This is a genomic window from Agrobacterium genomosp. 2 str. CFBP 5494, assembly GCF_900013495.1.
Lineage (GTDB): Bacteria > Pseudomonadota > Alphaproteobacteria > Rhizobiales > Rhizobiaceae > Agrobacterium > Agrobacterium pusense.
In genome coordinates this window covers 1,135,547-1,161,939 of the sequence record NZ_LT009719.1, presented here as the reverse complement: position 1 = coordinate 1,161,939, position 26,393 = coordinate 1,135,547, and the positions used below count along the sequence as shown (strand labels likewise).

Genomic DNA, 26,393 nt, shown 5'->3' with positions numbered 1-26,393 from the left:
ATAAGGAGAGTGAATTGCACGGTATACGATCCTCGCAAATTTGTCCGCGCCTCCTGGGATGCCACCCTGACCGATTTCGGCAATGTATGGGTTCTGAAACCCGTCGTAACCAGACGACGTCGCTTCCGTTCCGGCAACACCATTATGAGCCGAACTGCGAATGGTGACTTGGATGTCACATCGCAAGCTGTTATGTTCTTGTTTCGTTTCTATCCGCGAACTTGGTTGCAATGGACCTCACCACCGCCTCAGCCGTCAGGAAAATCATCCATGTCGACATGGATGCCTTCTACGCTTCGGTTGAGCAGCGCGACAATCCTGAACTGCGCGGCAAACCCCTCGCTGTTGGCGGAGCGGCTGCCCGTGGCGTCGTTGCAGCAGCAAGTTACGAGGCACGGGAATTTGGGGTGCGCTCGGCAATGCCGTCGGTCACGGCGGCTCGAAAATGCCCTGATTTGATCTTCGTGAAACCACGATTTGAAGTCTACCGCGCCGTCTCCCAGCAGATACGCGAGATTTTTGCGGAATATACGCCGCTCATCGAACCTCTGTCGCTCGACGAGGCCTATCTCGACGTCACCGAAAATCTCAAGGATATGCCAATTGCCACTGAAATCGCTCTGGAAATCCGCGCCCGGATCAAGGCGGTGACCGGGCTGAACGCTTCGGCCGGCATCTCCTATAACAAGTTCCTGGCCAAAATGGCGTCCGATCTGAACAAGCCGAACGGTCAGGCGGTGATTACGCCGAAGAACGGTCCGGCCTTTGTCGAACAGCTCGCAGTCAAGAAATTCCATGGCGTCGGCCCGGCTACGGCGGAAAAGATGCACCGGCTTGGTATCGAGACCGGAGCGGATCTGAAAGCAAAATCCTTGCCTTTTCTGGTTGAGCATTTCGGGAAGTCCGGTCCGTATTTCTATGGCATTGCCCGGGGCATCGATGAGCGGCAGGTCAGACCGGACCGCGTGCGTAAGTCGGTCGGCGCGGAAGATACATTTACCGCGGACATCGATGACCTCGAGCTCGCAACCAGGGAACTCCGGCCACTTGCGGAAAAGGTTTGGTCCTATTGCGAGGCCAAGGGTTTCAGCGGCAAGACGGTGACCGTGAAAATCAAATATTCCGACTTCACCCAGGCGACGCGGAGCAGGACAAATGCCATCCCCTATTCGAACGCCGAAGACATTCTAGACGCGGCCAATACCCTGCTGGCCGGTGTCTATCCATTCAGACGGCCGGTCCGGCTCCTTGGGGTAACGCTGTCGTCGCTCACCAATGACAAAGAGGCTGAATACGAGGACCAATCGCAGCTGGGCCTGGGTTTTTGATCAGAAGAATGTGCTTCGGGGCCTGAGTTGATTTAGGCGACGTGCGCGTCAGCTGGGTCGGCTTGATCGCGTCGCTGCCTCCGCAGGCAAAGCGAGGAAAGAGCAGTATCCGAGAAGCGGCGACCTTGATCGATCGCCCCCGGAGCGCCGAGGCGGCCGCTGATGGCGACCGGACGCCGGGCGGTCGTCACCACGCCACTGATGTTCATCAGCCTTCCGATGATGTCGCGAACGTCGCGACGAGCAGCCGCTTTGAACATCCAAAAACATCAATGGGTTTGGATTAAATGTTGCAATTCCAACATTAATATTGTTGGATTTGCCAATCATGATCAAAACGGGCGCGATAAATGTTGTATCATACAGATTTTCTTTCCAGGTTGGGACAAGGCCTCAAGGACCTCTCACCAGTATGGGGCGTCTCGCCGGATGCAACCCTGACGCTCCTGACGATTTCCGAGAACGCGACCTTCCGTATCGCTGATGAGACCACTGGAAGCGATCTGATCGTGCGTGTGCATCGCCCTGACTACCATACCCAAGCAGAGATACTGTCCGAGCTCGCATGGATTGATGCGCTACGGCAAGATGGGGTGGTTGTTACGCCGCGGCCAGTCACGGCAAACGACGGCAGCCTCCTTCAAGTCTTCTCGGACGGCGAAACAATGCGCCATGCCGTCGCCTTCGAATATATGGCGGGCAAGGAGCCAGATGCTGAGTCCGACCTTGTCCACTGGTACAGGACACTCGGTGAAATCAATGCGAAACTGCACGCCCACAGCCGCAGATGGACGCGACCGGAGAACTTCGTCCGCAAGACATGGAGCTTCAACCGAATTCTGGGGGACGGTGCCTATTGGGGTGACTGGCGTGACGCCCTCGGACTGACGCTCGGCGGCAAGTCCGTTTTAGAGAGAACGCACAAGCTGCTCGAAGCCCAGACCTCCGCCTACGGCTATGGTGAGGACCGCTTCGGCCTCGTTCATTGCGACATGCGCGCCGCCAACCTTCTGGTCGATAATGGCAGACTGGGAGTGATCGATTTCGATGATTGCGGTCTGTCCTGGTACGCCTACGATTTTGCAGCCTCGATCAGCTTCATGGAACATGAGCCTTTCATCCCCGACCTCAAAGCCGCCTGGCTCGAAGGCTATCGGCGCGTCACCGCTCTCGATGAGCAACATGAGGCGGCCCTGCCGATGTTCATCATGCTTCGCCGCATGCAACTCACCGCGTGGATCGCTTCCCATGCTGAAACGCCGACGGCCCAATCCATGGGCACAGGCTATACCGATGGTACCGTGGCGCTCGCGGAGCGCTATCTGGCCGAACACCGTTGAGGAGAGCCCGATGAGCGTCGCCACCAAGGAAATTTTAGATCTCAACCGTTTTGATGCGAGCCGTGCCGAGGGCTTCCCGGCTGAACTTACGCAGCGCGTCGCCAAGCGCCAGGCAACTTTTGGAGCGTCATCCGTGCTCTTTTACGAGCAGCCGATCGAGATGGTCCGTGCACAGGGCGCCTACCTGTATGACGCCGGCGGACGCAGATATCTCGACGTCTACAACAATGTACCGTCGGTCGGCCACTGCCATCCACGGGTGGTCGAGGCCGTTGCGCGCCAGATTGGCGAACTCAACATCCACACGCGCTACCTCAGCCGCGTCGTCGAGTCCTACAGCGAAGAGCTTCTGTCAAAATTCCCGGCGGCGCTCAGCAATGTGGTTCTGACCTGCACCGGCAGCGAAAGCAATGACCTCGCCATGCGCATCGCCCGCATCGGAACAGGCGCCGAAGGTTTCGTCGTCACCGAAGCAGCTTATCACGGAAATACTGCGCTGGTGACCGAGATTTCCCCCTCGTCCCTGCGCAAGCGCAAGCCCGCACCCTTTGTGGCGGTCATTCCGGCGCCGTCGCCCCGTGACGGCATGAGCGTTGCTGCAAGCTTTGCCGCATCTGTGGAACAGGCGATTAACGAACTCAAATCGCGCGGCATCAAGTTCGCCGCCTTGATCGTTGATACAATCTTCTCAAGCGACGGTATCTACGCCGATCCTGCCGGCTTTCTCAGGGAGGCGACAGATGTGGTGCACCGTGCCGGCGGCCTGTTGATCGCCGATGAGGTCCAGCCGGGTTTTGGCCGGACGGGAGGCAGTCTTTGGGGCTTCGAGCGCCACGGCGTGACGCCCGATATCGTCACGATGGGCAAGCCAATGGGGAACGGTTTCCCGATGGGTGGCGTCGTAACGCGACCTGACTTACTCCAGAGATTTTGCGAGGAAACCGGATACTTCAATACTTTCGGCGGCAATCCCGTGGCGGCCGCCGCTGGCCATGCCGTACTCAGGGTGATCGAGGAAGAAAATCTGATCGAACGTTCGGCCGCTGTCGGTGGTCATTTCCAGCAATCGCTCCAGGCTTTACAAACCCGACATCCGGTCATCGGCGGCGTGCGGGGGGCCGGCCTCTTTATCGGCCTCGATTTTGTCGACCCCGCCACGGGGGAGCCGGACACGGCGTTCGCAACGACAGTGATCAATAAATTAAAACAAAACGGTATCCTGATCGGGGCAGCAGGCAAGTATGGCGCAACGCTGAAGATCCGCCCGCCACTGTGTTTTTCGAATGAGGATGCCGATCTTTTTTCGGCTGCGCTGGACAGCATCCTGAACGCGCGTTGAGCCGCCTGAAATCTTTCAGGTACACCGGGCGACGATGTCGCCCGGACTTCTTCCGGTTTCAGCCCATCGCGTCGAGCGCTCCGAGCGATTCCGGAAGGGTTTGGCCGCCATCGACAACAATTGACTGACCGGTGATGTAGGCAGCCTCTTCAGATGCGAAGAACAGAGCGGCGTTCGCAATATCCGCCGGCGCGCCAAGACGACGCAACGGAACAGAGGCCGCCATCGCGGCGATATAGTCTGGGCCGTTGTCCTCAAGCCCCTCGGTCATGATATTGCCCGGCATGACCGCATTGATCGTGATGTTCTTCGGCGCCAGTTCGATCGCAGCCGTGCGCATGAAACCGAGCTGGCCCGCCTTGCTCGCCCCATAATGCGACCAGCCGGGATATCCAGTGATCGGGCCGGTAATTGATGAGGTTATGATGATACGGCCTGAGCCAGCCTCCGTCATTGCTGGCAAAACGGCGGAAACACTGAAAAAGGTGCTTTTAAGATTGGTCGAAATCACCTGGTCGAAGTCGGCTGCCGTCATTTCGCCCAGCTTAGCCGCCGGAAAGATGCCGGCATTGGCGCAGAGGATCGCGACGCCGCCATAGCGGGTTATGGCTGCATCGACCATCGCCCTGCAGCCCTCCTCTGTACTCACATCCGCGGCAAATCCCGAGCCATTGGCTCCGATTTCGGACGCCACCCTGTCGGCATCGACCTGGCTGCGCGAGACAACGAGGACGTTCAGGCCGGCCTCCCCGAAACGCAATGCTATGCCCTTGCCAATCCCCCGGCTTGCGCCGGTGACAATGACCGTTTTCCCTTGCAGTGACTTCAACATGTTCCACTCACTTTTTTGTTGCAATTTCCACAAATTCACGTGCCGCTACTGCTTTAATTTGAGGCGTCAGATTAAAACATCGGCACACTACCGGCGCTGCCTGCACAAAACAAATGCACAGTAATATTAGGCGTTTAGCACTCCGTTTTTGCAGAAGTCACGTTCGCCTCCGGGTGCTACCGCTCCAATCACGCTCCGCACCATGAAGCAGAAAATAGATGTTGTAAATCACACATTTTTACGACAAGATTCCAACATAAGCGATCCACGAGCCACGGAAGCGGCCAAGAAAAAGGGGAACAATTATGATGAAAATCTCCAGACGCAACATGATGCAGATGATGGGTGCGGCCGCTTTTACCGGCCCAATGGCAAGCGCGACCCGCGCTTTTGCGGGTCGCGAAAAAGAGCTCAATATCCTGTGCTGGGAAGGCTACAATTCCGCACAGGTCCTGGATCCCTTCCGATCCAGCCAGTCAGCGACCGTTAAGGCTGAAAGCCTGACCAACGACCCGACCATGATCAACCGCCTGCGCGCGGGCGAGACCAAAATCTGGGACCTGATCAACGTCAACAATCCCTGGGCCCGAAAGGTGATGGGGCCGGCCGGGCTGATAAAGCCGCTGCCGCGCGCCGAGTTCGAGCCCTATTTCGAGACCATGCTCCCCAACTTCAAGGCGCCTTATCGCTGGGCAATGAGCGACGACAGCAAGGACCTGCTCGGCATGGCGCAGCGCTTCGGGCCCTACAGCTTTGTTGTCAACACCGACAAAGTCAGCAAAGCAACGGCGGAGGAACAGGGCTGGGACCTGTTCAACGACGCCTCGATCACCGGCAAGTACGGCATACAGGAATCCGACGACTGGAACGTCTTCAACATCTTCCTCATCGCCGGAATTGACCCCTTCAGGGAGCACACGGAGGAGGAGTTCAAGGCCTTTGCCGAAACCGCAGAAAAAGTTTTCAAGGGCGCCAAGATGGTCGGGGACATGGCGTCACTCAATCAGGCTCTCGTCTCGGGCGAGATCGACCTTTATATGACCGGTGGCACTTATTCCGTCTCTCCGGCGCGTGCAGACGGCTATGCGAACTTGCGCGCCATTACGCCACTCAAGGGCCCGATGGATGGCAAGGGCGGTATTTCCTGGATCGAGATCACCTCGACGGTCAACAATCCCGAACTTTCGCCACTCGCCCTGGAATTTCTGAAATACGTCCAGGATCCGCACGTCGCCCACACCGTCGCCTTTGCTGAAGGCACATTCAACCCGGTCAGCCAGATGGGCAACCCGAAGTGCTACGAACTCTTCACCAAGGACGAGATGGAAGCCATCCAATGGGACAGCCTCGAGGAGGATATGGCGCGCTCGGCGCAATACGACATCGTGCCTGACTATGACAAGGCACTGGAACTGATGACCGCCGCCAGGCGCCTGCGCGGCTGAGCAAAGCCTGTCCCGACGGAGAACAGAACATGAGCCTTGCGATGATCTCGCCCACCCTATCCGACGTCTTGCCGAAAATCGAGGATCCGATCCATCCAACGCCGAAACCGGTGCTGCAACTTGTCGACGTTCGAAAGATTTTCGGCGATTTTGCCGCGGTAGATGGCATAAGTGTCGATATCAGAGAAGGCGAATTCGTCACCATTGTCGGACCCTCCGGGTCCGGCAAGACCACACTTCTGCGCATGCTGGCCGGCATGGAGTCACCATCAGAAGGCTATATCACGCTGCGCGGCGAAACGATCAATAACGTGCCGTCCGACAGGCGTCCGACATGTCTCGTCTTCCAGTCGCTTGCGCTTTTCCCGCACAAGAGCGTCGGCGAGAACATCGAGTTCCCGCTGAAGGTCCGCAAAATGCCGGCCGCAGAACGCAAAGCGCGCGCTCTCGAACTCATGCGCATGGTGCGCCTGCCGGAGAGTTACTACTCCAAGAACGTGATGCGCTGCTCGGGTGGTGAAAAACAGCGCGTGGCGCTCGCCCGCGCGTTTGCTTATGACCCCGACGTCTTGTTTTTCGACGAACCGCTATCGGCGCTCGACTACAAACTGAAGAAAGTTCTGGAAAAGGAGCTCAAGGACCTGCACCGCGAAAGCGGGAAGACCTTTGTCTACATTACCCATTCGCTCGAGGAAGCCATGGTCATGTCTGATCGCGTCGGGGTAATGAGTCGTGGCCGCCTCGTTCAGATTGGCACACCTGAGGAAATCTACACTAAGCCGGCAACGCGCTTCGTCGCGGAATTTTTTGGTGAGGTGAACAGTTTTGAAGTCAGGCGCGGCCACCAAGGCGTCTGGACGCTCGCCGACGCCAGGCCGATAACCATTGCCCCGGTTGCAGCATCCATTGGTGACACGGCAACCGTAATCGTCCGGCCCGAAACAATGCGCTTCGTCATCGGCTCGTCGAGCGCCGACAACCTGATCTCCGGCACGATCTACAACGAATACTCTCTCGGCTCGCGCATGCAGTATCAGATTCATTCCGGCGACCGGATCTATCTGGTCGAGGCCGCACGCGCCGCCGCGACCGGCATCACGTCGGGCGACACGGTCACTATCGGCTGGGATGCCCGCGACGCGATCGTGGTGGGAGACTGATATGGTAACCATGACCCATGCTGAAGCGGCCGGTGAACAAAGGCATTTTCCGTCTATCCCTGCAGGATTGCGCGCGGCCGCTCCTGTCACGATCCTGCTGCTGCTTGGCTTTCTGGCACCGCTTCTTACGGTAGCTGCCTATGCCTTCGCCACGCCCAAGAGCTTCGACGTGTTTCGCTCTTTTACCCTCGCCAACTTCACGGTGATCCTTAATCCTTCCAATACCGTTTGGATGTCGTTTGCCTGGTCGATCGCCTATGCCTTTGCGACAGTCATATTGCTTGCGATGATCGCCTATCCCATCGCCTACGGTCTCAATCGCATGTTCGGCAAATGGTCTGGCCTGGTCGGCGTGCTGTTCGTCTTTCCGCTGTTCGTCTCGGAAAACGTACGCCTCTACGGTTGGGTGCTGTTCTTTATCAAGAACGGGGTGCTCGACGGCGGCCTGAAGTGGCTCGGCTTCTCGGGCGGACCCGAGATACTTTACACACCCGGCGCCATCCTCTTCGGCATGACATATGTCTATCTGCCTTTCATGCTGTTCCCGATGTCGCTTGGCATTGCCATGATCCCCCGGGACCTTGTCGATGCGGCCCGCGACCTTGGGGCTAACAGGCTGACGATCTGGCGCGAGATCGAGCTCCCACTCGCCATGCCCGGTATCCTGATCGGCATGTTGCTCACCTTCGTGCTCGGCGCCGGCGCGATCGCCGAATCCAAGATTCTCGGCGGCCAGTCGGTCATTACCATCGCGCAGGATATCGAGGTTGCTTTCACGTATGCACAGAACTGGCCGCTTGGCTCGGCGCTCGCCCTCCTGCTCGTCGCGATCATCAGCGGGCTTGCCCTCTACGTTCTGTCCAAGCTCGATCTCGACCGCATTCTGGGAAAGAAGTGAGACATGGAAACCCGCTCGCAAATCCGCGCCCGAGCCTTCGTCAAGGTCTGGACATCCTTTGTCGTCCTTGCCGTTTACCTTCCTATCCTCTGCGGAGCGATGGCCGGCCTGTCCAGGGGACGCTATTTCGGCTTCCCGATTAACGCCTTTTCGACCGAATGGTGGGGCAAGACCCTTGGCTCGCTCGAGATTCAGGCTCTCGTGCAGAACTCCCTCCTGATCGCTTTCATCGTCACGCTTGTCTCCGTGATATTCGCCTTCTTCGGCGCGCTCGCCTTCGCCCGCTACGACTGGAAGGGGCGCAAGCTTTTCCAGAAGGCGATCCTTCTGCCAGTCTTCTTTCCGCAGCCGGTGCTGGGGCTCGCTCTCCTCCTGTGGTTCAACGCGCTTGGCATCAACCCGAGCTGGCAGACGGCCGTTATTGCGCATCTCGTCTGGATCGTTCCGGTGGTGACGCTCGTCATTGCCATCCAGGTCTATTCCTTTGATCCAACACTGGAAGAGGCTGCGCGTGACCTCGGAGCCGGCCGCTGGTTCATTCTGCGCGAGGTGACCCTGCCGATCCTGTGGCCGGGTATCTGGTCCGGCGCGCTCTTCGCGTTCCTGCTTTCCTGGGGCAATTTTCCGTTGTCGCTTTATACAGCCGGCGTCGACTCTACGATCCCGAAATGGCTCTATTCGAAGATGGTCGCCGGGTATTCGCCAATGGTGCCGGCGCTCGGCACGATGAGCACTGTATCGGCTGCCATATTGTTGCTGGCTGGCGGTCTCGCCATCATGCTGGTCCGCCGTCGTCAGGCGGATACATGAGGACGCCTCGATGAACTGGAAAACCGACCGCCGTTCCTTCTACTATCAGGGCGCTCCGGAACCCGACGATCCGACGCTTGAAAAGGGCAAGGTGGCGCTTCTCGTCATCGACATGCAGAACACGTATCTCGATCGCCCAGCTCCCGACACGCTCTCTGGTGATCATCTTGTCCGCTATCACGCTTGGACGCCGTTTCACGAGCGCATGCATGACACCGTCATCCCCAATACCCGGCGTCTCTTGGAACGGTTTCGCGCACTCGGCCTCGACGTGTTTTTCGCGCGAATTGCTTGTCTGCGCACCGATGGCCGGGATCGTTCGCTCAGCCAGAAGAAGCCGGGATGGAACAATCTTTTGCTTCCGAAGGATGAGCAAGCTTCGCAGATACTTTCGCAGGTTGCCCCCCAGGACGGCGAGATCGTTGTCACCAAGACCACAGACAGTGCGCTGACGGGCACGAATCTCAGGCTTTTGCTGACCAATATGGGCATCACCCACGTTGTTTGCTCCGGCATTTTTACCGACCAGTGTGTATCTTCCACCGTCCGCAGCCTCGCTGACGAGAGCTTCGACGTCATCGTCGTCGATGACGCGTGCGCAGCAGGCTCCATGGAACTCCACGTCAGTGAACTGACCAGACTGCACATGATCTATGCCAACGTGATGACCACGGAAGAGTTGATCGGCTATCTGCCGCAGCCAAAGCATGAAACAATCGGGGACGAACGGTGCCCCGGGCTTGTTCGCCCAGAGTGTTCCTGACACAACTTGGTCGATGAAAGCACTCGAAGCCCTTTATGCCGACAAGAATTCCTCCGTCTCTGCTGCAGTTGAACACGGCGCACTGAGCTGTTCCTCACGCGGCCGAGTTTTGCGCTGGAAAGCCATTGGGAGTGAGGCGCGATGAAAAAACCAAAAAGCGTGCGCCAGTCGCGCATCCTGACTGAACTTAACCAGGCACCGAGCCTGCGCGTTGCTGAACTTGCCCGGCGCCTAGACGTCTCGACAGAGACAATCCGGCGCGATCTGGACGAGATGACCGAACAAGGTCTGCTCAATCGCACTTATGGTGGCGCCGTGCGCTCGCTTTCCACCGAGCCTTCGGTGACCGAGCGCCATGCGCTCTTTGTCGGCGAGCGCGAAAGGATCGCCAAGGCGGCCGTCCAGATACTTAAAGGGGCTCAGGTGCTTATGATCGGCTCGGGCTCGACGACAGTGCACACCGCGCGGCGCGTAGCAGTCGAGATGAAGAACATCACTGTACTCACTCATTCCTTTGGTGTGGCGACCGTGCTTGCCATCAACCCGACAATCAAGGTGGTCATGCTGCCCGGCGACTATCACGCCACCGAGGGCGCGACGGTCGGTGCTTATGCGGTGTCATTCCTCAATTCCTTCTATGCCGATTTCGCCATTCTTGGCGCAAGCGGTCTGGGTCCAGACGGCCCCTCGGACGCCCTCTTGGAGTGTGGCGCGGTTTACAGCGCGATGGTCTCGCGCGCAGCGCGCACCGTCGTGGTCGCCGATCATTCCAAGCACGACCGCCTCTTCCCCGCGCGCTATGCCGCTTGGCGGGACATCACGCACGTCGTTACCGATAAGGCGCTGGGCGAAGATTTGACAGAAAGCCTGGACAACAACGACGTGAAACTGACCATTTGTTGAAAGCTGCCTGAAAATCGGAGGGACCAATGATCAGCGAGACGACCTCAGCAGGCAAAAAACGCGCGCGTGACTTCGGTATTGCCTTCGACGGCACGCCCGGCCCACTCAACGCCATCACCGACATCGCCGGTATCCATGTCGGCTTTTCGACGATCCGTGAAGAGATACCCCGCCCCGGTCGCAAGTTGCCGGTGCGTACCGGCGTGACGGCGATACTGCCGCACGCCGCAGCGGGCGAACCAGTACCGGTATTCGCTGGCATTCATCGTTTCAATGGCAATGGTGAGATGACGGGATCTCACTGGATCGAGGACGGGGGCTACTTTGTCGGGCCTGTCCTGATTACCAACACGCACAGCGTAGGTATCGCCCATCAAAGCGCCGTGCGATGGATGATTGACCGATTTGCATCGACCTACGAGGGAGACACCCACCTGTGGATCATGCCCGTGGTGGCAGAAACCTATGACGGCATGCTCAATGACATCAACGGCCAACACGTCGCGGTCGAGCACGTCCTGGAGGCATTGAACGCTGCCAGAAGCGGTCCGGTCGCTGAGGGCAATGTCGGCGGCGGCACGGGCATGATTGCTTACGGTTTCAAGGGCGGCACCGGTACGGCGTCGCGACTGATCGCCATTGACGACAAGGAGTTCACCGTCGCGGCGCTGGTGCAGGCCAATCACGGCCAGCGGGACAGGCTGACAATTGGCGGTCTACCCGTTGGCAAACTGCTGCAACAAGAAAACCCGGGGCTGTCCGAACGAGGCTCGATCATCGTTGTGATTGCCACGGACCTGCCACTTGCGCCGCACCAGCTGCGGAAGCTGGCGCGGCGCGGCGCGATAGGCATCGGCCGCAACGGCACAGTCGGCGGCAATAGTTCCGGCGACATTTTTCTCGCTTTTTCGACGGCCAATCCACACCCGATGCGCCATAAGGCCGGACCGTTGTTGAGCATCGACATGGTCAATGACGATGTGCTTGATCCGGTCTATCAGGCCGTGGTGCAGAGCGTGGAAGAGGCGGTGATCAATGCGATGGTCGCCGCGGAAACAACAGGTGGCACACCCCACGATCGATACCGCATCGAGGCAATAGACGCCGACGCGGTTGCCAGACTTCTGGCTCAGCGTTCACCCCGCTGATCCCATCGCCCCGCTTCCGTCCCGCCCGCTGGAAGCGCAGATGCAGCTCTGAACATGCGGCGACGGATGTTATCGCCTTAACACAGGCTAAGCCAAAACACGCCGGGAAAAACCAAAGCGGTGGAAGCAAACGCCGCGAGCGCTGCCGCATGAGAGATTACCGAAAGGATATCGCTCCCCGACTTTTGATTGCTCCGCAATTTCCTCATCCACAGCACAAGCAGGAAAAGCGATAAGCCGAACAGAGCAAGCAGTACGGATCGAAGGATCGAAACACCGGCCCAGGAGCGCGTATCCCACCCCCAGGCACAGCCGACGAATTGCACGGCATATAATGTGAGAAAGCACAGGGCCCAGGTGATGAAGGGCCCAGCAAGACTGAAGCCTGTTCGGTAGCGCATCTCAGCCTCCCTCCGTTAATGACCGTAGTGTCTGCAGGAAAAGAAACGATATGCCTGTCGCGAAAAGCAAGTGAACATGCCAGAGGGTGCCTATGCGAAGGTCGTTTCGGCGACGGTCCGAGACGTAGCCATTCGACAGACGCCAACACCCGAATGCCACAAGGATCAGGCCGACAAATCCGTGCAAAAGGAGATAAACGTTGACCGCAGTCGAAACGCCGTGGATTGCATGGCTTACCGCCGTGTATTCCGCCCGCAGCACCATTGCACCACAGACGATCGCCGCCACGTAGGCAATCGTGCTGATGATCGACATCGTCACAGCCGCTCTCAGATGTCTCGCCAGTGCGCCAAAGATGGCGGCTACAGCGGCGCTCAACGGGAAAACCGTCTGCAGTGATATCGACTGCGGCCAGACGATCTTTTCGCCACCAGCGGAAATCCAGAGGAAAAGCCCGCCGAAAAGCAATGAGGAAAAAAGCGTCGTGTCCGCAATCAGGGCAAGTTTCACCGCCATGACGGACGGAGCATCGGCGCATTCGTAATGAAGCGGAAAACGTTCTTCTCCACGCGCGACGACGGGTCCGCGTTCCTGTCTGGCATCATCGTTCGGCGTCCACGCCAGGAAGAGCAAAGCAATAATGACGAGAGCGAAAACCGCCACCGGATACGCCTTGAGAAGCAATGCGATGAAAAAGGCGGCCGTGGACATGGCAGTCAGCAAAGGAAGAAAGCTTGGCCCTGGCAACACGACGATCTGCAGCGGCGCACCGGTTACGGCATCCGTCCCCATGGTCTCCATTTTCCTGGATCTCACAAAGCCGAGGTACCCTTTACCCGCGGCGAGCGTCGCCGCGATCCGGTTGATCGGAAGGCTGTCCGCTCTAGCAGTCACTTCCGGCTGTGACGCAAAGGCATAGGCCGCTGGCGGGGTCGGCATGGCCCATTCAAGGGTACCGGCATCCCACGGATTGCGCCTGAAAGCGCGCCCGTAGCGAAACAGCAGCGCGAAGTCCAGCACCACCAGCATGAAGCCCGCGGCCATTATGAAGCTGCCAATTGAGGAGAGAAGATTGAGCCACTCCCAGGGGGAAGCCTCTGGATAGGAAAAAACACGCCTCGGCATGCCGAGCAGCCCGGTCAGGTGCATCATGAAGAATGTGAGATTGAAGCCGATGAAGATCATCCAGAACGCGGCCCTGGAAAGGTGCTGGACGGGCTGGCGCCCGCTGATATGCGGCACCCAGTAATAAAGCCCGGCGAGCATGGGAAAGAGAAATCCCCCGACCAGGACATAATGAAGATGCGCCACCACAAAATGTGTATCATGCGCCTGCTGATCGAAGGGTACCATGGCCAGCATGACGCCGGTCAGGCCGCCGATGACGAACACGCAGAAAAACCCGAGGATGTGGAGCATGGGAACGCTCATCGTCGGCTTGCCGCTTGCGATGGTTCCAAGCCAGGCGAATATCTGGATCGCTGTCGGGATGGTGACAAGCGCGCTCGCGGCAGAAAAAAACGACAGCGCCACATGGGGGATGCCCACCGTGTACATGTGGTGCACCCACAGTCCGAAGGACAGGAAAGCCATGGCGATCAACGCCGCAACGATGATGTTGTAACCAATCAGGCGCGTTCGTGCCAGAACGGGAATAATTGTCGACAGGGCTCCGGCCGCCGGCAGAAAGATGATGTAGACCTCGGGGTGGCCGAACAGCCAAAAGAGGTGTTGCCACAGAAGCGGGCTACCGCCGCGTTGCGGGTCGAAAAACGGGATATCGAAGGCCCGTTCAGCCTCCAGCAATATCGAACCGAGGATCAGCGGCGGAAAACCGATCAGCATCATCGCGGCGACAACGAGCATGTACCAGGCGAAGACCGGCATCCTGTCGAGGGACATGCCGGGTGCACGCAACCTCAGGATCGTCACGATGATTTCGATCGCCGCGCTGATAGCGGAAATCTCCACGAAGGTAATGCCAAGAAGCCAGATGTCGGCATTGATCCCGGGACTGTATTGCGATGACGACAGCGGTGTGTACATGAACCAGCCCCCCGCAGGGGCAGCCCCGCCAATAAGGGCAAAAATCAGCATTCCGCCGCCGAAGAGGTAGCACCAGTAGCCATAGGCGGACAGGCGGGGAAAAGCGAGGTCTCTGGCGCCGATGAGCTTCGGCAGGACGTAGATCGAAAGTCCTTCAAAAAAAGGAATTGCGAACAGAAACATCATGATCGTGCCGTGCATCGTGAAGACCTGCGCATATTGCTCGGCATCCATGAAGGCGTTTGATGACGTGGCCAGTTGTGTCCGGATGAGCATGCCCAGGAACCCGCCGATGGCGAAGAAAGCAAGCGCGGTCACCATGAAGCGTTTGCCTATGACGGTGTGGTTGACCGCTGCGAGACGCCGAAATCCGGTGCCCGAACTCCAGACCTCATTGAGTTCCCGGTGAAGCCTTAATGACGAGTGTTTCTTCGGTGTGCGCACATCATTCATCAGCGTTGTCCCAAACCCCCGATCACCTTTGAAAACTCGCTCTCCGTGTGAGCAACAACGCGGAAACTCATGCCGGCATGGCCGGTACCGCAATATTCCGCGCAGATGCCGCCGAAAGTGCCGGCCTGATCCGCCCTGAGGGCAATCTTGTTGGAAAGTCCGGGAATGGCGTCGATCTTTCCGCCAAGCCTTGGAACCCAGAAGCTGTGAATGACATCGTCACTTGTGACCTCTACTATGACATCACGGCCCACCGGCATATGCATCACGTCGGAAATGCGGACTTCTCCGGTCGGTGTTTCGTAAGCAAACTCCCATTTCCACATGCGTGAAACCGCATATATGCGAAGCGGATCGCTCCCGGACTGTGGCAGGAGGGATTCTCCTTGCATGAATGAAAAAGCCACCAGGGCCGTCAGGATCGGTATGGGGAACCCGATGCCGCCGCCGATCAGCCAATGGTGCGTTTTCACCCGAGCAAGGGAGGCCGGGCTGAAAAAGACCACCGCCAGCAGAACGGCAATCAGCATGAAGATTGCGCAGGCGCCGCCCAACATTACCCACCACAGCAGCGCGACCTTGCGACTGGCCGGGCCTGCCGGCGCCAGTGTCGAGAGGTCACCGGAGCAAGCGGAAACCAGCAAAAGCAGAGGAATGAGCGCTATCAAACGGAACCCCGCGCTTCTCCCGCAGGTTAGCGCTCGAAAAGGAAACGTCAGATGGAAAAAAGCGACACACCCAACCCGGTCATCTCCAAGGTGGAGGAGAAGACGACGGACTCCGCAATCGCCGTTGCCGGCCATCCACTGCACGCAATGACCGTTCATTTCCCTATTGCCCTTGTCATCACGACATTGGCTTGCGACCTCCTTTATTGGTGGTCCGCAGACGAGTTCTGGGTTCGCGCCGGAGTCTGGGCATCGGGAGGCGCTTTTTTCAGCGGCGTCGCAGCCGGCATCATCGGCACGGCGGAACTGCTTCTTGTCGCGGGAATTCGCGCCCGGGTTGCCAGCTGGGCGCATGGTGTGGCCGCAATAGCGCTGATCTCCGTGGCAGGCGCCAATTGGGGAGGGAGGACATTCGGCATGATCGAGATTTTGCCGCATGGGCTCGGCCTGTCCCTCCTTGCTTCGGTCCTTACTGCGCTCGCGGGCTGGCACGGCGGAAAGCTGATATTCGATCACGGCATCGGCCTCATGGTGTCTCCCAAGGAATGAGGGGGGCGATGTTACGCTTTAGTGCCCCAGGCTCATGGAACCAGTCAGGCAGCAGTGCGGGTATCTCCGGTTTTGCGAGCGCCAGATAGACGATGCCAACGGCTATGATGCTGGTGAACGCCGTGACGACAATGAAACGCCACACAGGATAGATCTCGCCGTCGTTAAAGAGACGGAGAATGACCAAGCCCGTAAGCACGTGTAGAAACACGAGAATAGCCACAAGGGCGAGCTTTGCGCTGAACCATGATAAATACGTGGATTGCAGGAAAATAAGCGTGGTTCCGGACGCGACTGCGAAAAAAGCGGCTGGCGACAATACCTTTACATAGGAAAACCGCACGATCTTTTGCAGGCGGAAACGATCGTCATCCTTTTGGACATGCGCACGTTGCACGTAGAGACCGGGAAGACTGATAAGGCCTGCGATCCAGACAGAGATCGCTAAAAAATGGACAAACTTGAAGAGCGCGATCATTGCACCCCCCGCCATGCAGTCATCTGCAGCATGGTCCGGATGGAGGAAAGCGCAACGACGAGATAGGGGACAAGACCGAATGTCCACATGATCAGGCCCGAAAGCTGCTGATCTTCGAGCGCTGTCATCCCATAAGACTCGGTCGTGAGCAGATGCTCTGCAAAAAGCGGATAAGGAGCAAATGTAAGGATGGCTGCGAGGAAGCCCATCTGCGCCATCGTTGCAAGTGCGAGCGCAATTCTCCTTCCCGGTCCGGCAGAGACGAGCATCGTCCTCCATAGCCAGACAGCGGTTACAATCAAGGCGAGCTGCATGCCCCAGTAAGCAAGGGAGTTTGAAAGCGCGAATGAATAACCCGGCGGCAGATGCCAGGCCCAATAGACGATGGTATGCGCGAGAAACGGAATTTCTGGCAGGACTGGGAGCCGCCAGGGTAAGCGCGGCAGGCGTCCTTCAAGGTTTAGCGCAAGCAATGGCGCAAGGACGGCAATCAATATGAAATGATGGAAAACCCGTGCGGAGAAAAGGGCCGTCGTCAGCGCACAAAGCGGCGATACGAACGCAACGACAAGAATGCAGATTATGGCGGAACGCTGCAAGAAGGGCCCCTGTCGGGTCGCTGTCCCAAACAGCAGAACGGTTGCGAGCGCTATCATCGCGATGAGAACCGGATCGAGGTTCCATGCATATGCAAGGTCGGTGAAATCAGGTGCTGGTCCGCAGTACGGAACAGTTGTTTCGCTCAAAGTCTCGAGCCCCCATGTCAATTCTACCCCTCACCCAACTCCGCTTGCGGAGATGCGTTCCCCTCTTTGCTCACGATCGGGACAACAACCCGTGATCAATGTGAAGGAACGATGAGGCACGCCCGTGGTTCACCATCAGGCCGGGACGCGAGGAAGGAGGAAACAATGCCAATCGTTACGGGACTTTTTGAAGACGAAGAAGGCGCCAAGCGCGCCGTCCAATATCTCGAGAACATCGGCGTGGATCGCCGCATCATTAAGGTCAAAACCTACGATCAGGGATCGGAGGAAAACGCCGGCCATACCCCTGAAAATATTGACAAAGGCGGAATTGAGCAGGGCTTGATTGTCCGCGCCGACGTCTCACATAAGCATCTGGTGAGGGCGTCGGAAGCCTTCCTCAATCTGGCAAGGAAGAAACAGCCGTGATGGGGAACTCATTTTGTCCCATCTTTACCGGAACGTCGCCGCCGCAAGTTTCGGAAGCATGAACCGGAACGCGATGCTGCGGGCGCCCTGAAACAAGAGAAGCGAAATCCACAGGCCGTCATTGCCGTAAAGGGGCTGCAGGACCGCCCAGGCGGCGAAATAGATGATCAGGGATGCCACCATGAGGTTGCGCATTTGCCGAGACCAGGTGGACCCGATATAGACGCCGTCCATCTGAAACGCGATGATGCCGACAACAGGCAAGACCACCACGTAAATCAGGTAGGTATCGGCCAGTCTCGCAACAGCGTCGGAGGGCGCCGTCAGCGCAATCACCCAATCCCCGGCAGCCAGGAAGGCCAGGGAAACCAGCGCTGCGAAAATCAGGCCCCAGAATGTCGTCAGCTTGATCGTGCGGTCAAAGGCCGGCCGATAACGTGCACCGACAGCGCGGCCGGCAAGCTGTTCCGCCGCCGTAGCGACACCGTCAAGGAAGGCGACCCCGAAGAAATAAAAACGCAGCAGAATGGTGTTGGCGGCAAGCACGTCGATCCCGAGGAAGCCGCTCTGGCGTGTGAAGAAGGACAGGCCGATCAGCAATGCGAACGAGCGGATCATCATGTCGCCGTTGACCGCAAAGGATCGTCTGATCGCCGGTATATCAGGAAGCCGCCAGGAGGAGCGATCGGTCTTGGCCAGGATCAAAGCTGCGCCTGCCACAGCGGTCACGGCTTCTGCAACCAAAGTGGCGATAGCAACACCTTCCACTCCCCAGCCGAGCCCTATGACCCAATGAACGCTGAGGGCGGCATTCAGGCCATTCAGCAGCGTCTGGAGGATCATGCTCCACATGGCCTCACCGCGACCAATGAGCCAGCCGAAGGCGACAAAATTGAAGAGAACGAAGGGGGCCGACCAGATTCGCCAGTGGAAATAGGTAGAGGCGGCTTCAGCGACAATCCCTTCTGCGCCCATGACGCTCATGCCAAGCGCACCGATCGGGCCCTGGAGCAGCAGCAACAACAGACCGGCCACCAGTGCGATGATAAGGCCGCTCAGCAACATCCGCTGTTCACCTACCCGGTCGCCGGCACCCATTGCCTGTGCCGTAAAGCCGGTGGTGGCGCCGCGCAGGAAATTGAAGGTCACGAAGATAACGTCGAAGATCACGGAGGCCAGCGCCACCCCGCCCACCAGCGCCTCGTTTCGCATATGCGCGATGACGCCCGTCGCCACAAGACCCACAAGCGGGGTCGACAGATAGGCGATCATCATTGGTATCGCGATTTTGAGGACATCGCGATGCGCGACGCCGAACGGGCGGACAGCTGCCTCGGTCCCCGTGATTGCCGTTGCCTTCACTTATTCTTTCCGATGTGGTTCACCCAACGTATGCATCAGCCGGTTCGCCCAGCCGAAGATGGCGATGGAATGGATGAGGTCGAGAATTTCAAGATCATCCAGACCGATTTCCCGCAAGTGATAAAATTGGTAGACCCCCACATTGTCTGGATGGGCGGTCAGATCGACACCGAAATTGAACAGCGCCTGCTCGAAATCAGGAAGGTCCGCATCCAGCCCGTTCTTGTATATTTCGTCCACGACCTCGGGCCGTTTCTCCAGCTGGATATAGCGGTTGGCGTGAACAGCGGCGCAGTAAATGCAGTGATTGACGAAGGATGCCGCCAGCGCACCGATCTCGCGCCCACCGCGTGACAATCCGCCTTCACTATACATGATATCGTTGAAGAGCGGGGTGCGCTCGTTCAGCGCCTCCGCCTCGTTAGCGAGTACGAGGACATAGGCCGATACCTTGGTATTGGAAGGGGTGACCTTCAGGGCCGACAATTGCTCGGGGGTCGCGTTTGCAAGGTCCACAGGCTGGACGTAAGGATGCCAGTCAAGCGCATCGAGGGTGAATTCATGGACGGGCTGTGACATATTAATTGTCCCTCATCATCTTGAGGCCGGCAACGACCAGCACCTGATAATTCACATAGGCAATCAGGCCGGCGAGCGTGACGATATCGCGGTCGTCGAGACCAACGGCATAGAGTTTCTCAATGTTTTCCCGGGTCGCGTTCTTCGGCGTAAGGGTCACGAGATCGACGTGGTTCAGGATGGCTTGCAGGCGGGAATCCGCGTGCTGAAGGACCGATGACGGATCGGCGACTGATGCGTGGTCGGAGCCTCCCTCCTCCTCGGCAAGCCGCTCGATGTAGTGCGCATGGAGTTCTTTCGCCTTCCACAATGCGGACATACGCGCGGCAAGTGCCGCCCGCAGGGCGTAGGAAAAGTTGCGTGGCTCTGCCGGCCGCAAAGCCGCAAGATAGCTGGTCTGCGTCAGGTGTTTGAGCTTAGAGCGCCGCTCGCGGAGTTTCAACAGATCGGAGCTGGCATCAAGGCCGAGGACGCGGTCGATCACGTCTTCTGGAGGTGTAGCTGTCATTGTTTTTTCAATCCTCGGAAAGAGCGTCATCCAGAAAGGTCAGGCGGTCCTGCCCCCAATAGAGCGTGTCGCGGTAAATCCAGGTGGGGGTTCCAAAGACACCACGCGCCTGCGCTTCGGCGTGGCTGTCATGCCAGGCCGCCATGATCTCGGGCGTGTCTTCGAGCGCACGCAGCGCACGACCATCAAGACCCAGGCCGTTTGCCACGGCGATGCGAACGTCCGGATCGGTCACGTCCTGCTCCTCCGCCCACAGTGCCCGCAGAAGCGCATGACTGAGTTCCAGTGCAGGCAAACCCTGTCTGTCGGCCGCAATCACCATGCGCGCGGAAAACTCGTTGTTGGTGGGATAATATCTGGGCTTCAGCACCAACGGCATACCCAGACGTTTGCGCCAGCGCTCCAGTTCGACGGCGTGGTAGTCCTGCCGCGGCTGCGGTCTGGAACGAAGTGGAACACCACCGTTTTCGGTGACGATGCGGGTAGGGCGGACGACGACATCGAGATCGTGCTTTTCAATCAGCGCCTTGAACTGTGGCCAGCCCAGATAGGCCCAGGGCGAACTGAGCGCATGGTAATAATAAACGGTTTTTCTGCTCATCGCCTTAACCTCAGGCTGTCTTCTGCATGGTGGGGTCGGCATCCGCATCGGTCCATTCGGATCCATCGAGTTCAGGCTTTTCGTAAGCCTTCAGCGCCTCCCAGTGATGATCGATGTCGGCGATGAACAGCGAAGCGGCGATACCTCGCGCAAGCCAGAGCGCACCTTCGCTGATGGCCGGAATATCGCCGCTGACTTTGCCCAGACTGACCGATGAACCGTAATTGAAACAATGGATCTGCTGCAGCCAAGGGGCGGTACCCGGCTCTTTCTCGGTGAAAGAGAAGTCGTCTTGCAGCCAGGGGAATCGCCCGAGCCCAGGGTTTTCCTCACCTGGTGGCGGCGTGTAGCGGTCGTCCCAGCAGGCGATCTGCCCGTTGAACATTTCGAGTTCGGGACGACTGACGGGGTCGATTGAGAATCCCGTTCCCAAAATCACGAAATCGGTCCGAAAAACGCGGCCGTTGATTGTGGTGATCACAACCTCGCCGCCCTCTTCCTTCATCGATTGGATACCGCAGCCGAAATGGAAATAGGCGTTGGGATGTCGGCTCACCCTCAGCGTTGAATTGTGTGGCGCGGGGGTCTGCTGCTTGACGGAATAATCCATGAGACGCCAGCGCCACACAGGGTCAATTTTCGCGAAGCCGGCGGTGACACCGTATGATCCGATGCCCATCAACTTGTTGATCGTCGGCATTGTCTTGCGTCTGGCAAGGAGACGCACTTCACCGGCCCCCTGCTCGAGCGCTTCCGCTGCATTGTCCACAGCGGACGCCCCTACCCCGATGACAACGACTCGTTTTCCCTTCAGACGCTGAAAATCAATCATGTCGGCGGAATGCGCCCAGCTGACGTTACGTTGCATGCCCTTCACAAAATCCGGGATCGTCGGTTCTCCCAGGCCATCACGGCCTGTTGCCATCACCAGTTTCCGCGTGATGATCGGGTCAGCCTTCCCGCCGTCGATCTCAAGCTCCAGAAGCCCATCGGACCGTGGTATGACGCGGGTGACGTGGATGTTGTTTTCAACCGGGATTTCCATCACCTGCCGGTACCAGCTCAGATATTCCATCCACATCGGTCGCGGAATGCGGAAGAGTTCTTCCCAGGCCTCTTCGCCAAAGCGGGCGGTGTACCAAGCCCTGAAGGTGAGCGATGCCATACCGAGCGCTGGCCCGAGCAGGTTCTTGGGCGAGCGCAGGGTTTCCATGCGCGCGTAAGTCACCCAAGGCCCCTCTTCACCTTTTGCGGCGCGGTCCACAATCCGGATATTGGCGATCCCTGCCCTTGTCAGGGCATGCCAGGCGACGAGGCCGCACATGCCACCGCCGATGATCACGACATCGCTGGCAAGCTGACCGTCTGAGGTCGAGACCGGTTTCGACCAGTTTGCTGCGGGATAATTGAGGTAGGACAAATCCTGCCTCACCCGGGCGTTGAGCGCAGCTAGTCTCTGCTGCTCGGTCCGGTCTTGCTGTTCTAAAGTCATCAGGTGATCTCCTGAAATTCACTATTGCCCATCGGCACCGACGGGCATGAGGATTAATCGGCGAGCACTACGGCGTCGCGATCGCGCCAACCCACCCAGACCGTCTCGCCATCAAGATGCGAGAGCGCCACGGGATCGAGCTGGGCCGACAGGAGTGCGCCGTTGTCGAGGCGGATCGTCAACGTCGTATGAGCGCCCTTGAACACGCGCCGCTCGATCTGGCCCTTGAGGGCAAAACGATCACTCGGCTGCTCGGGAAGACAGAACAGGGCTTCCGGACGCAGCGCGATCGTGACGTGGCTGCCAACCGCGTGATGGTGGCCGTTAAGATCGGCCCGGATCGGACTGCCCTGCCATTCAGTTGTTGCAACATCGCCCTCGGCAGACACCAACCGGCCTTCGAGAAAGTTGCTCTGACCGATGAAGTCGGCGACGAAGCGGCTACGGGGGCGGGCATAGAGATCATCAGGCGCTCCCATCTGCTCGATCCGCCCCTTGTTCATCACCACCACGACGTCAGACATGGTCAGGGCCTCTTCCTGATCATGGGTGACGAAGATGAAGGTCTTGCCGGTCGTCTGCTGGATTGACTTCAACTCGATCTGCATCTCATGGCGCAGCTTGGCGTCGAGCGCCGATAGCGGCTCGTCGAGCAGCAAGACGTTCGGGTCCGGCGCCAGCGCCCGCATGAGGGCCACGCGCTGGCGCTGACCGCCCGACAGTTGCTCAGGCATTCGCCCGGCAAAATCCTGCAGCTTGACGAGACCGAGGAGTTCCATGACCCGGCGGTGGATGGACGCCGAATCCAGCCCCTTCAGTTCAAGTCCGAAGGCAATGTTGCGCTGAACTGACAGGTGCGGAAACAGGGCATAGTCTTGAAAGACGATATTGACGTTTCGCCTGTTGGGCGGCAGATGCGAGATCGGCTGCCCGTCGAGGTAGATTTCGCCGGAAGATGGCGTTTCGAACCCTCCGAGCATTCTCAGCGTCGTGGATTTGCCGCAACCGGAGGGGCCAAGCAGGGTAACGAATTGGCCCGGCGCGACCGCCAGGTCCAGATCATCGACAGCAAGAGAAGCGCCGTAAGACTTGTTGACGTTTTTAAAATGAACAACCGGCTGCATAACTCAGTTCCTCGAACGGCGGGTGAAGTGCTCGGCATAAAGGCCGACGGCGGCGGTGACGATGAGGACGATGGTCGCCATCGCATTGATCTCTGGCGACATGCCGCCCTGGACTTTGGCGAAGATGAGCATCGGTAGCGTCGGCTTGTATCCACCCAGGAAGAAGGTGCGCACGAAATCGTCGATGCTGGTCAAAACACAGAAAATCATGCCGCCGATCAGGGCCGGCAGGATGTAGGGGACCGTAACGCGCATGAAGGCGATAAATGCGTCAGCCCCGAGGTCTCTTGCCGCATCCACGAGATTGGCGGGCATGGAACGCAGGCGCGTCAGCACCATGATCACGACAAACGGCACCGCATGGACGGTATGGGAGAGGATAATCGCGAAGGTGCCCGTGGGGATATCGACCGTCCGGATGAATATCCGCATTGAGATGGCGTTGATGAGACCGGGAACGACGGCAGGCAGGCAGGCGAGCGCAAAGAGAATGGCCTTGCCGCGGATGCCCTCGGTCGAAATCAGCAGGGCAATCCACACACCGATAACGGTCGCTCCGATCGTGGTGGCAAACGCTATCCCGACCGAATAAAGCGAGGCTTCGATGAACTGCTTGTCCTGAAGTACCTTGCCATACCAATCCAGGGTCCAGTTACTGATCGGAAAGGCGATGAAGTTTGCATCCTTGAAGCTCATCGCCATCATCAGGGCCAGCGGCAAAAGCAGATAGATAACGAAAATGGCATAACAGGCGCCAAGTGCCGTCTTCGGAAGGTCGTTTAAGGGGGACCGCATCATCATCTCCTACATCAGCCGGACAGAGCGACCGCCAACGACGCGCATGAAGAGACCAACCGTTGTCAGCGACACGGCGAGCATCAGCATGGCGAAGGCAGCGCCTTCAGGCCATTTGTCGTTGGAGGAGTGGAAGAGCGTTGCGATCACCTCCGGAAAGATGACGGCGTTCGGCCCGCCGAGCAGCAGCGGAGCGGCGAAGACGCCGACGGCGGTGAGGTAAACCAGGCTGCATCCGGACACGATACCGTCTTTCGACAGCGGCAGGATAACGCGGCGGAAGCGTTGGAAAGGGCTTGCGCCAAGATCGGCAGCGGCATGCACCAGCTGTACCGGGATCTTTTCTATGGCTGAATAAAGTGGGAGCAGCATATAGAGCGCCAGGAGGTAGATAACGCCGAAGCTCAGCGAGAAGGACGTGTAGAGCATCGGGATGGGCCGATCGATGATGCCGATCTCGCGCAACAGGACGTTGACGGCTCCCCGATTGGCCAGAAGCATGATGACCGAGAAGGTCCGGATCAGTTCTCCGGCCCAGAATGGGATGAGCAGGAGCAGCAGCGCCCGCATACGCTGCTTCGGCTGAAGCACCTTCGCCACGTAATAGGCAACCGGATAAACGATAACTAGGGTCGACACGGTAACAACGGCGGCAAATACGAGGCTGCGTATGAAGGGCAGCACGTAAATCGAATCCGAGAAGAACAGGGCATAGTTGGCGAGCGTATAGCGCGTGGCCTCGTTCGGTTGAGGCGGATAGTTGTCCGTGAAGCTGATATTGGCCATTTGCAGGATCGGCCCGACATGCAGGACGAAAAGCCATATCACGGGTATCCCGGCAAGGAGTGCGAGGCGCGCATGGCGACTGTCTGCCAGCCGGCCTATGGTGGTTCGGTAAAGGGCTGAGCCTGTCACCTTGCCAATCCATCCGGAATAATGCGCCGGGGCTGGCGCGCCTTCCTCTCGCAGTTCAGTCATTGTCGTGTTCACCATGATCGTTCCCAGCTCTGGACAAGCTTTTTATTGGGGTCCTGCGAACCCGGCCGAGGTCGGGTTCGCATCGCAGCCGTAACTCAGGCAGCCTTGATTTCGGCAGCTGCCTTGTCGATCATCGCGTTCTTCATGGCCCGGTTGACCGAGCTGAAGAACTTGATGCGCTCCATCTGGTCCTGTGGAAGCGCCATGGCGGCCCGTTCGCGGTCGTTGAGCAGCTTGTCGACGCCATCAAAGGCCGAGGCGAAGCCCGACTGCCGAACCATGGCAGCCCCGATTTCCGGCGAGGCGAGGATAGCGTCCAGGAAGGTATAGGCAGCGTCCGCATTCGGACCGTTCTTCACCACGTTGAAGGAGTAGAGGAACCCGTAGGTGCCTTCCTTCGGAACGGACAGCTGGATGGGGTGACCGTCCATGATCAGCTTGGACGTCGGACCGGACCAGGCCTGCGCGACATAGATGTCCTCGTTCAGGAACATCTGCTGCACCTCGGAGCCCGCATCGTAGTATTTGCGAACCTTGTCCTTTTGGCTGATCAGGAAGTCGCGCGCCTTGTTGGTGGCTTCCTGGGCAACGGCTTCCTTGCCTTCATAGGTGACATAATCGCCGTCATTGCCCTGATAGAGCATGGTCAGCGAAAGGAAGTCCGAAATGATGTAGGATGTCAGGCCCTTGTATTCATCGTCGAACATCATGCCCCAGCTATCGGAAGGCTTGGTGTACTCCGTGTTACGGGCCAGACCTTCAAAGCCCGCCAAAAGCGGAACGCCGTAGGTGGAGCCGTTGATGGTAAGCTGCGGTGCGCCTTTGTAAGCTGCTGCCAGCTTGTCCCAATTCTTCAGTCGGCTGGTATCAAGCGGCGAAAGGAGGTTGGAACCGATGAACTGGGAGAGCCGGTGGCCGGTCACCGTCACGATATCGGTCGATGGTGTGGCGCCTTCGGCTGTCAGAATGTTATATTGCTTGCCCTGATCGTCCGTCAGACGGATGCGGATCTCGATCCCCGTGTCCTTCTGAAACTGGTCGATGAAAGACTGCGGCACGAACTTGTCATATGTCGTGATATTGACGACCTTGCCCTGCGCGTGGGCGGAGCGCATCAGGCTGGGCGCCGCCAGGATGCCAGAGCCGGCAGCGAGCAGCTTGAGGGTGGAACGACGGGTCGCTTTAAACTCTTTCATGGCAATCTCCTTGTTTTTGTT

At 58.4% G+C, this 26,393-nt stretch carries 27 protein-coding genes; 12 read left to right on the top strand and 15 right to left on the bottom strand.

From position 1 onward, the window contains the following. Positions 1-230: 230 nt before the first annotated feature. From dinB to AGR2A_RS20175, 3 genes are all read left to right on the top strand, one after another. Entirely contained in the window at positions 231-1,328 is a 1,098-nt protein-coding gene (dinB, locus tag AGR2A_RS20190; protein WP_072493353.1) for a DNA polymerase IV, read from the top strand. Positions 1,329-1,678: 350 nt separating this feature from the next. Next, positions 1,679-2,668, top strand: coding sequence for a phosphotransferase enzyme family protein (locus AGR2A_RS20180; protein ID WP_004445964.1), 990 nt, complete (start codon positions 1,679-1,681; stop codon positions 2,666-2,668). A 10-nt stretch (positions 2,669-2,678) separates the two neighbouring features. Beyond that, positions 2,679-4,007, top strand: coding sequence for an aspartate aminotransferase family protein (locus AGR2A_RS20175; protein WP_072493355.1), 1,329 nt, complete (start codon positions 2,679-2,681; stop codon positions 4,005-4,007). 58 nt (positions 4,008-4,065) lie between these two features. Here AGR2A_RS20175 and fabG read toward each other — a convergent pair whose 3' ends face one another. Continuing rightward, entirely contained in the window at positions 4,066-4,839 is a 774-nt protein-coding gene (gene fabG, locus AGR2A_RS20170) for a 3-oxoacyl-ACP reductase FabG (protein WP_072493356.1), read from the bottom strand. 305 nt (positions 4,840-5,144) lie between these two features. Between fabG and AGR2A_RS20165 the strand changes: the two genes are divergently transcribed. The 7 genes from AGR2A_RS20165 to AGR2A_RS20135 all read left to right on the top strand — a co-directional run bounded on the left by AGR2A_RS20165 (position 5,145) and on the right by AGR2A_RS20135 (position 11,966). Further along, entirely contained in the window at positions 5,145-6,284 is a 1,140-nt protein-coding gene (locus AGR2A_RS20165) for an ABC transporter substrate-binding protein (RefSeq protein WP_072493357.1), read from the top strand. Positions 6,285-6,313: 29 nt separating this feature from the next. Then, complete coding sequence (locus AGR2A_RS20160) at positions 6,314-7,444, top strand: ABC transporter ATP-binding protein (RefSeq protein ID WP_080823315.1); 1,131 nt, start codon at positions 6,314-6,316, stop codon at positions 7,442-7,444. Position 7,445: 1 nt separating this feature from the next. Beyond that, positions 7,446-8,342, top strand: coding sequence for an ABC transporter permease (locus tag AGR2A_RS20155; protein ID WP_072493358.1), 897 nt, complete (start codon positions 7,446-7,448; stop codon positions 8,340-8,342). 3 nt (positions 8,343-8,345) lie between these two features. Next, entirely contained in the window at positions 8,346-9,152 is an 807-nt protein-coding gene (locus AGR2A_RS20150) for an ABC transporter permease (protein WP_004445974.1), read from the top strand. Between the two features lie 10 nt (positions 9,153-9,162). After that, a complete protein-coding gene (locus tag AGR2A_RS20145; protein WP_072493359.1) occupies positions 9,163-9,915 on the top strand; it encodes a cysteine hydrolase family protein in 753 nt (250 codons plus the stop codon). 141 nt (positions 9,916-10,056) lie between these two features. Further along, positions 10,057-10,818 carry a DeoR/GlpR family DNA-binding transcription regulator gene (locus AGR2A_RS20140; RefSeq protein ID WP_004445980.1) on the top strand — a complete coding sequence of 254 codons (762 nt, stop codon included), beginning with the start codon at positions 10,057-10,059 and terminating at the stop codon, positions 10,816-10,818. Between the two features lie 26 nt (positions 10,819-10,844). Next, positions 10,845-11,966: a P1 family peptidase gene (locus tag AGR2A_RS20135; RefSeq protein WP_072493360.1), complete on the top strand. Its 1,122-nt coding sequence runs from the start codon at positions 10,845-10,847 to the stop codon at positions 11,964-11,966. Positions 11,967-12,043: 77 nt separating this feature from the next. Here the strand turns inward: AGR2A_RS20135 and AGR2A_RS20130 are convergent, their stop codons facing one another. Genes AGR2A_RS20130 through coxB form a run of 3 tightly spaced genes read right to left on the bottom strand, consistent with a single transcriptional unit; the run spans position 12,044 to position 15,535 of the window. Next, a complete protein-coding gene (locus AGR2A_RS20130; protein WP_072493361.1) occupies positions 12,044-12,367 on the bottom strand; it encodes a hypothetical protein in 324 nt (107 codons plus the stop codon). Position 12,368: 1 nt separating this feature from the next. Beyond that, positions 12,369-14,867 carry a cytochrome c oxidase subunit I gene (ctaD, locus tag AGR2A_RS20125; protein ID WP_072493362.1) on the bottom strand — a complete coding sequence of 833 codons (2,499 nt, stop codon included), beginning with the start codon at positions 14,865-14,867 and terminating at the stop codon, positions 12,369-12,371. Further along, positions 14,867-15,535, bottom strand: coding sequence for a cytochrome c oxidase subunit II (gene coxB / locus AGR2A_RS20120; protein ID WP_072493363.1), 669 nt, complete (start codon positions 15,533-15,535; stop codon positions 14,867-14,869). Before coxB ends, ctaD begins: the two co-directional genes overlap by 1 nt. Before the next feature lie 51 nt (positions 15,536-15,586). Between coxB and AGR2A_RS20115 the strand changes: the two genes are divergently transcribed. After that, positions 15,587-16,084: a DUF2231 domain-containing protein gene (locus AGR2A_RS20115; protein ID WP_072493364.1), complete on the top strand. Its 498-nt coding sequence runs from the start codon at positions 15,587-15,589 to the stop codon at positions 16,082-16,084. On the opposite strand, the gene AGR2A_RS20110 is transcribed toward AGR2A_RS20115, so the two are convergent. Continuing rightward, positions 16,062-16,562 (bottom strand): CopD family protein, encoded by a 501-nt coding sequence (locus AGR2A_RS20110; RefSeq protein WP_072493455.1) that lies wholly within the window; start codon positions 16,560-16,562, stop codon positions 16,062-16,064. The genes AGR2A_RS20115 and AGR2A_RS20110 overlap by 23 nt on opposite strands. Continuing rightward, the gene (locus tag AGR2A_RS20105; protein ID WP_072493365.1) at positions 16,559-17,308 is read right to left on the bottom strand and encodes a cytochrome c oxidase assembly protein; all 750 of its coding nucleotides are present in this window, start codon (positions 17,306-17,308) and stop codon (positions 16,559-16,561) included. The genes AGR2A_RS20110 and AGR2A_RS20105 overlap by 4 nt, the downstream gene beginning before the upstream one ends. A 165-nt stretch (positions 17,309-17,473) precedes the next feature. Between AGR2A_RS20105 and AGR2A_RS20100 the strand changes: the two genes are divergently transcribed. Beyond that, the gene (locus AGR2A_RS20100; protein WP_004445997.1) at positions 17,474-17,737 is read left to right on the top strand and encodes a hypothetical protein; all 264 of its coding nucleotides are present in this window, start codon (positions 17,474-17,476) and stop codon (positions 17,735-17,737) included. Positions 17,738-17,761: 24 nt separating this feature from the next. Here the strand turns inward: AGR2A_RS20100 and AGR2A_RS20095 are convergent, their stop codons facing one another. The 9 genes from AGR2A_RS20095 to AGR2A_RS20055 all read right to left on the bottom strand — a co-directional run bounded on the left by AGR2A_RS20095 (position 17,762) and on the right by AGR2A_RS20055 (position 26,372). Next, positions 17,762-19,099, bottom strand: a complete 1,338-nt coding sequence (locus AGR2A_RS20095; RefSeq protein ID WP_072493366.1) for an MATE family efflux transporter — start codon at positions 19,097-19,099, stop codon at positions 17,762-17,764. Continuing rightward, on the bottom strand, positions 19,100-19,678 hold the full coding sequence (locus tag AGR2A_RS20090) for a peroxidase-related enzyme (protein WP_004445999.1): 579 nt from the start codon (positions 19,676-19,678) through the stop codon (positions 19,100-19,102). It abuts the gene before it with no gap. Position 19,679: 1 nt separating this feature from the next. Next, on the bottom strand, positions 19,680-20,186 hold the full coding sequence (locus AGR2A_RS20085) for a CMD domain-containing protein (protein WP_072493367.1): 507 nt from the start codon (positions 20,184-20,186) through the stop codon (positions 19,680-19,682). A 7-nt stretch (positions 20,187-20,193) separates the two neighbouring features. Continuing rightward, the gene (locus AGR2A_RS20080) at positions 20,194-20,787 is read right to left on the bottom strand and encodes a 2-hydroxychromene-2-carboxylate isomerase (protein WP_022563159.1); all 594 of its coding nucleotides are present in this window, start codon (positions 20,785-20,787) and stop codon (positions 20,194-20,196) included. A 10-nt stretch (positions 20,788-20,797) separates the two neighbouring features. Then, entirely contained in the window at positions 20,798-22,279 is a 1,482-nt protein-coding gene (locus AGR2A_RS20075) for an NAD(P)-binding domain-containing protein (RefSeq protein WP_072493368.1), read from the bottom strand. A 53-nt stretch (positions 22,280-22,332) separates the two neighbouring features. After that, positions 22,333-23,403: an ABC transporter ATP-binding protein gene (locus AGR2A_RS20070; protein WP_072493369.1), complete on the bottom strand. Its 1,071-nt coding sequence runs from the start codon at positions 23,401-23,403 to the stop codon at positions 22,333-22,335. A gap of 3 nt (positions 23,404-23,406) precedes the next feature. Next, positions 23,407-24,198 (bottom strand): ABC transporter permease, encoded by a 792-nt coding sequence (locus AGR2A_RS20065; protein WP_072493370.1) that lies wholly within the window; start codon positions 24,196-24,198, stop codon positions 23,407-23,409. Between the two features lie 9 nt (positions 24,199-24,207). After that, on the bottom strand, positions 24,208-25,191 hold the full coding sequence (locus AGR2A_RS20060; protein ID WP_080823312.1) for an ABC transporter permease: 984 nt from the start codon (positions 25,189-25,191) through the stop codon (positions 24,208-24,210). 80 nt (positions 25,192-25,271) lie between these two features. Then, a complete protein-coding gene (locus AGR2A_RS20055; protein ID WP_072493456.1) occupies positions 25,272-26,372 on the bottom strand; it encodes an extracellular solute-binding protein in 1,101 nt (366 codons plus the stop codon). Between the last annotated feature and the right edge of the window lie 21 nt (positions 26,373-26,393).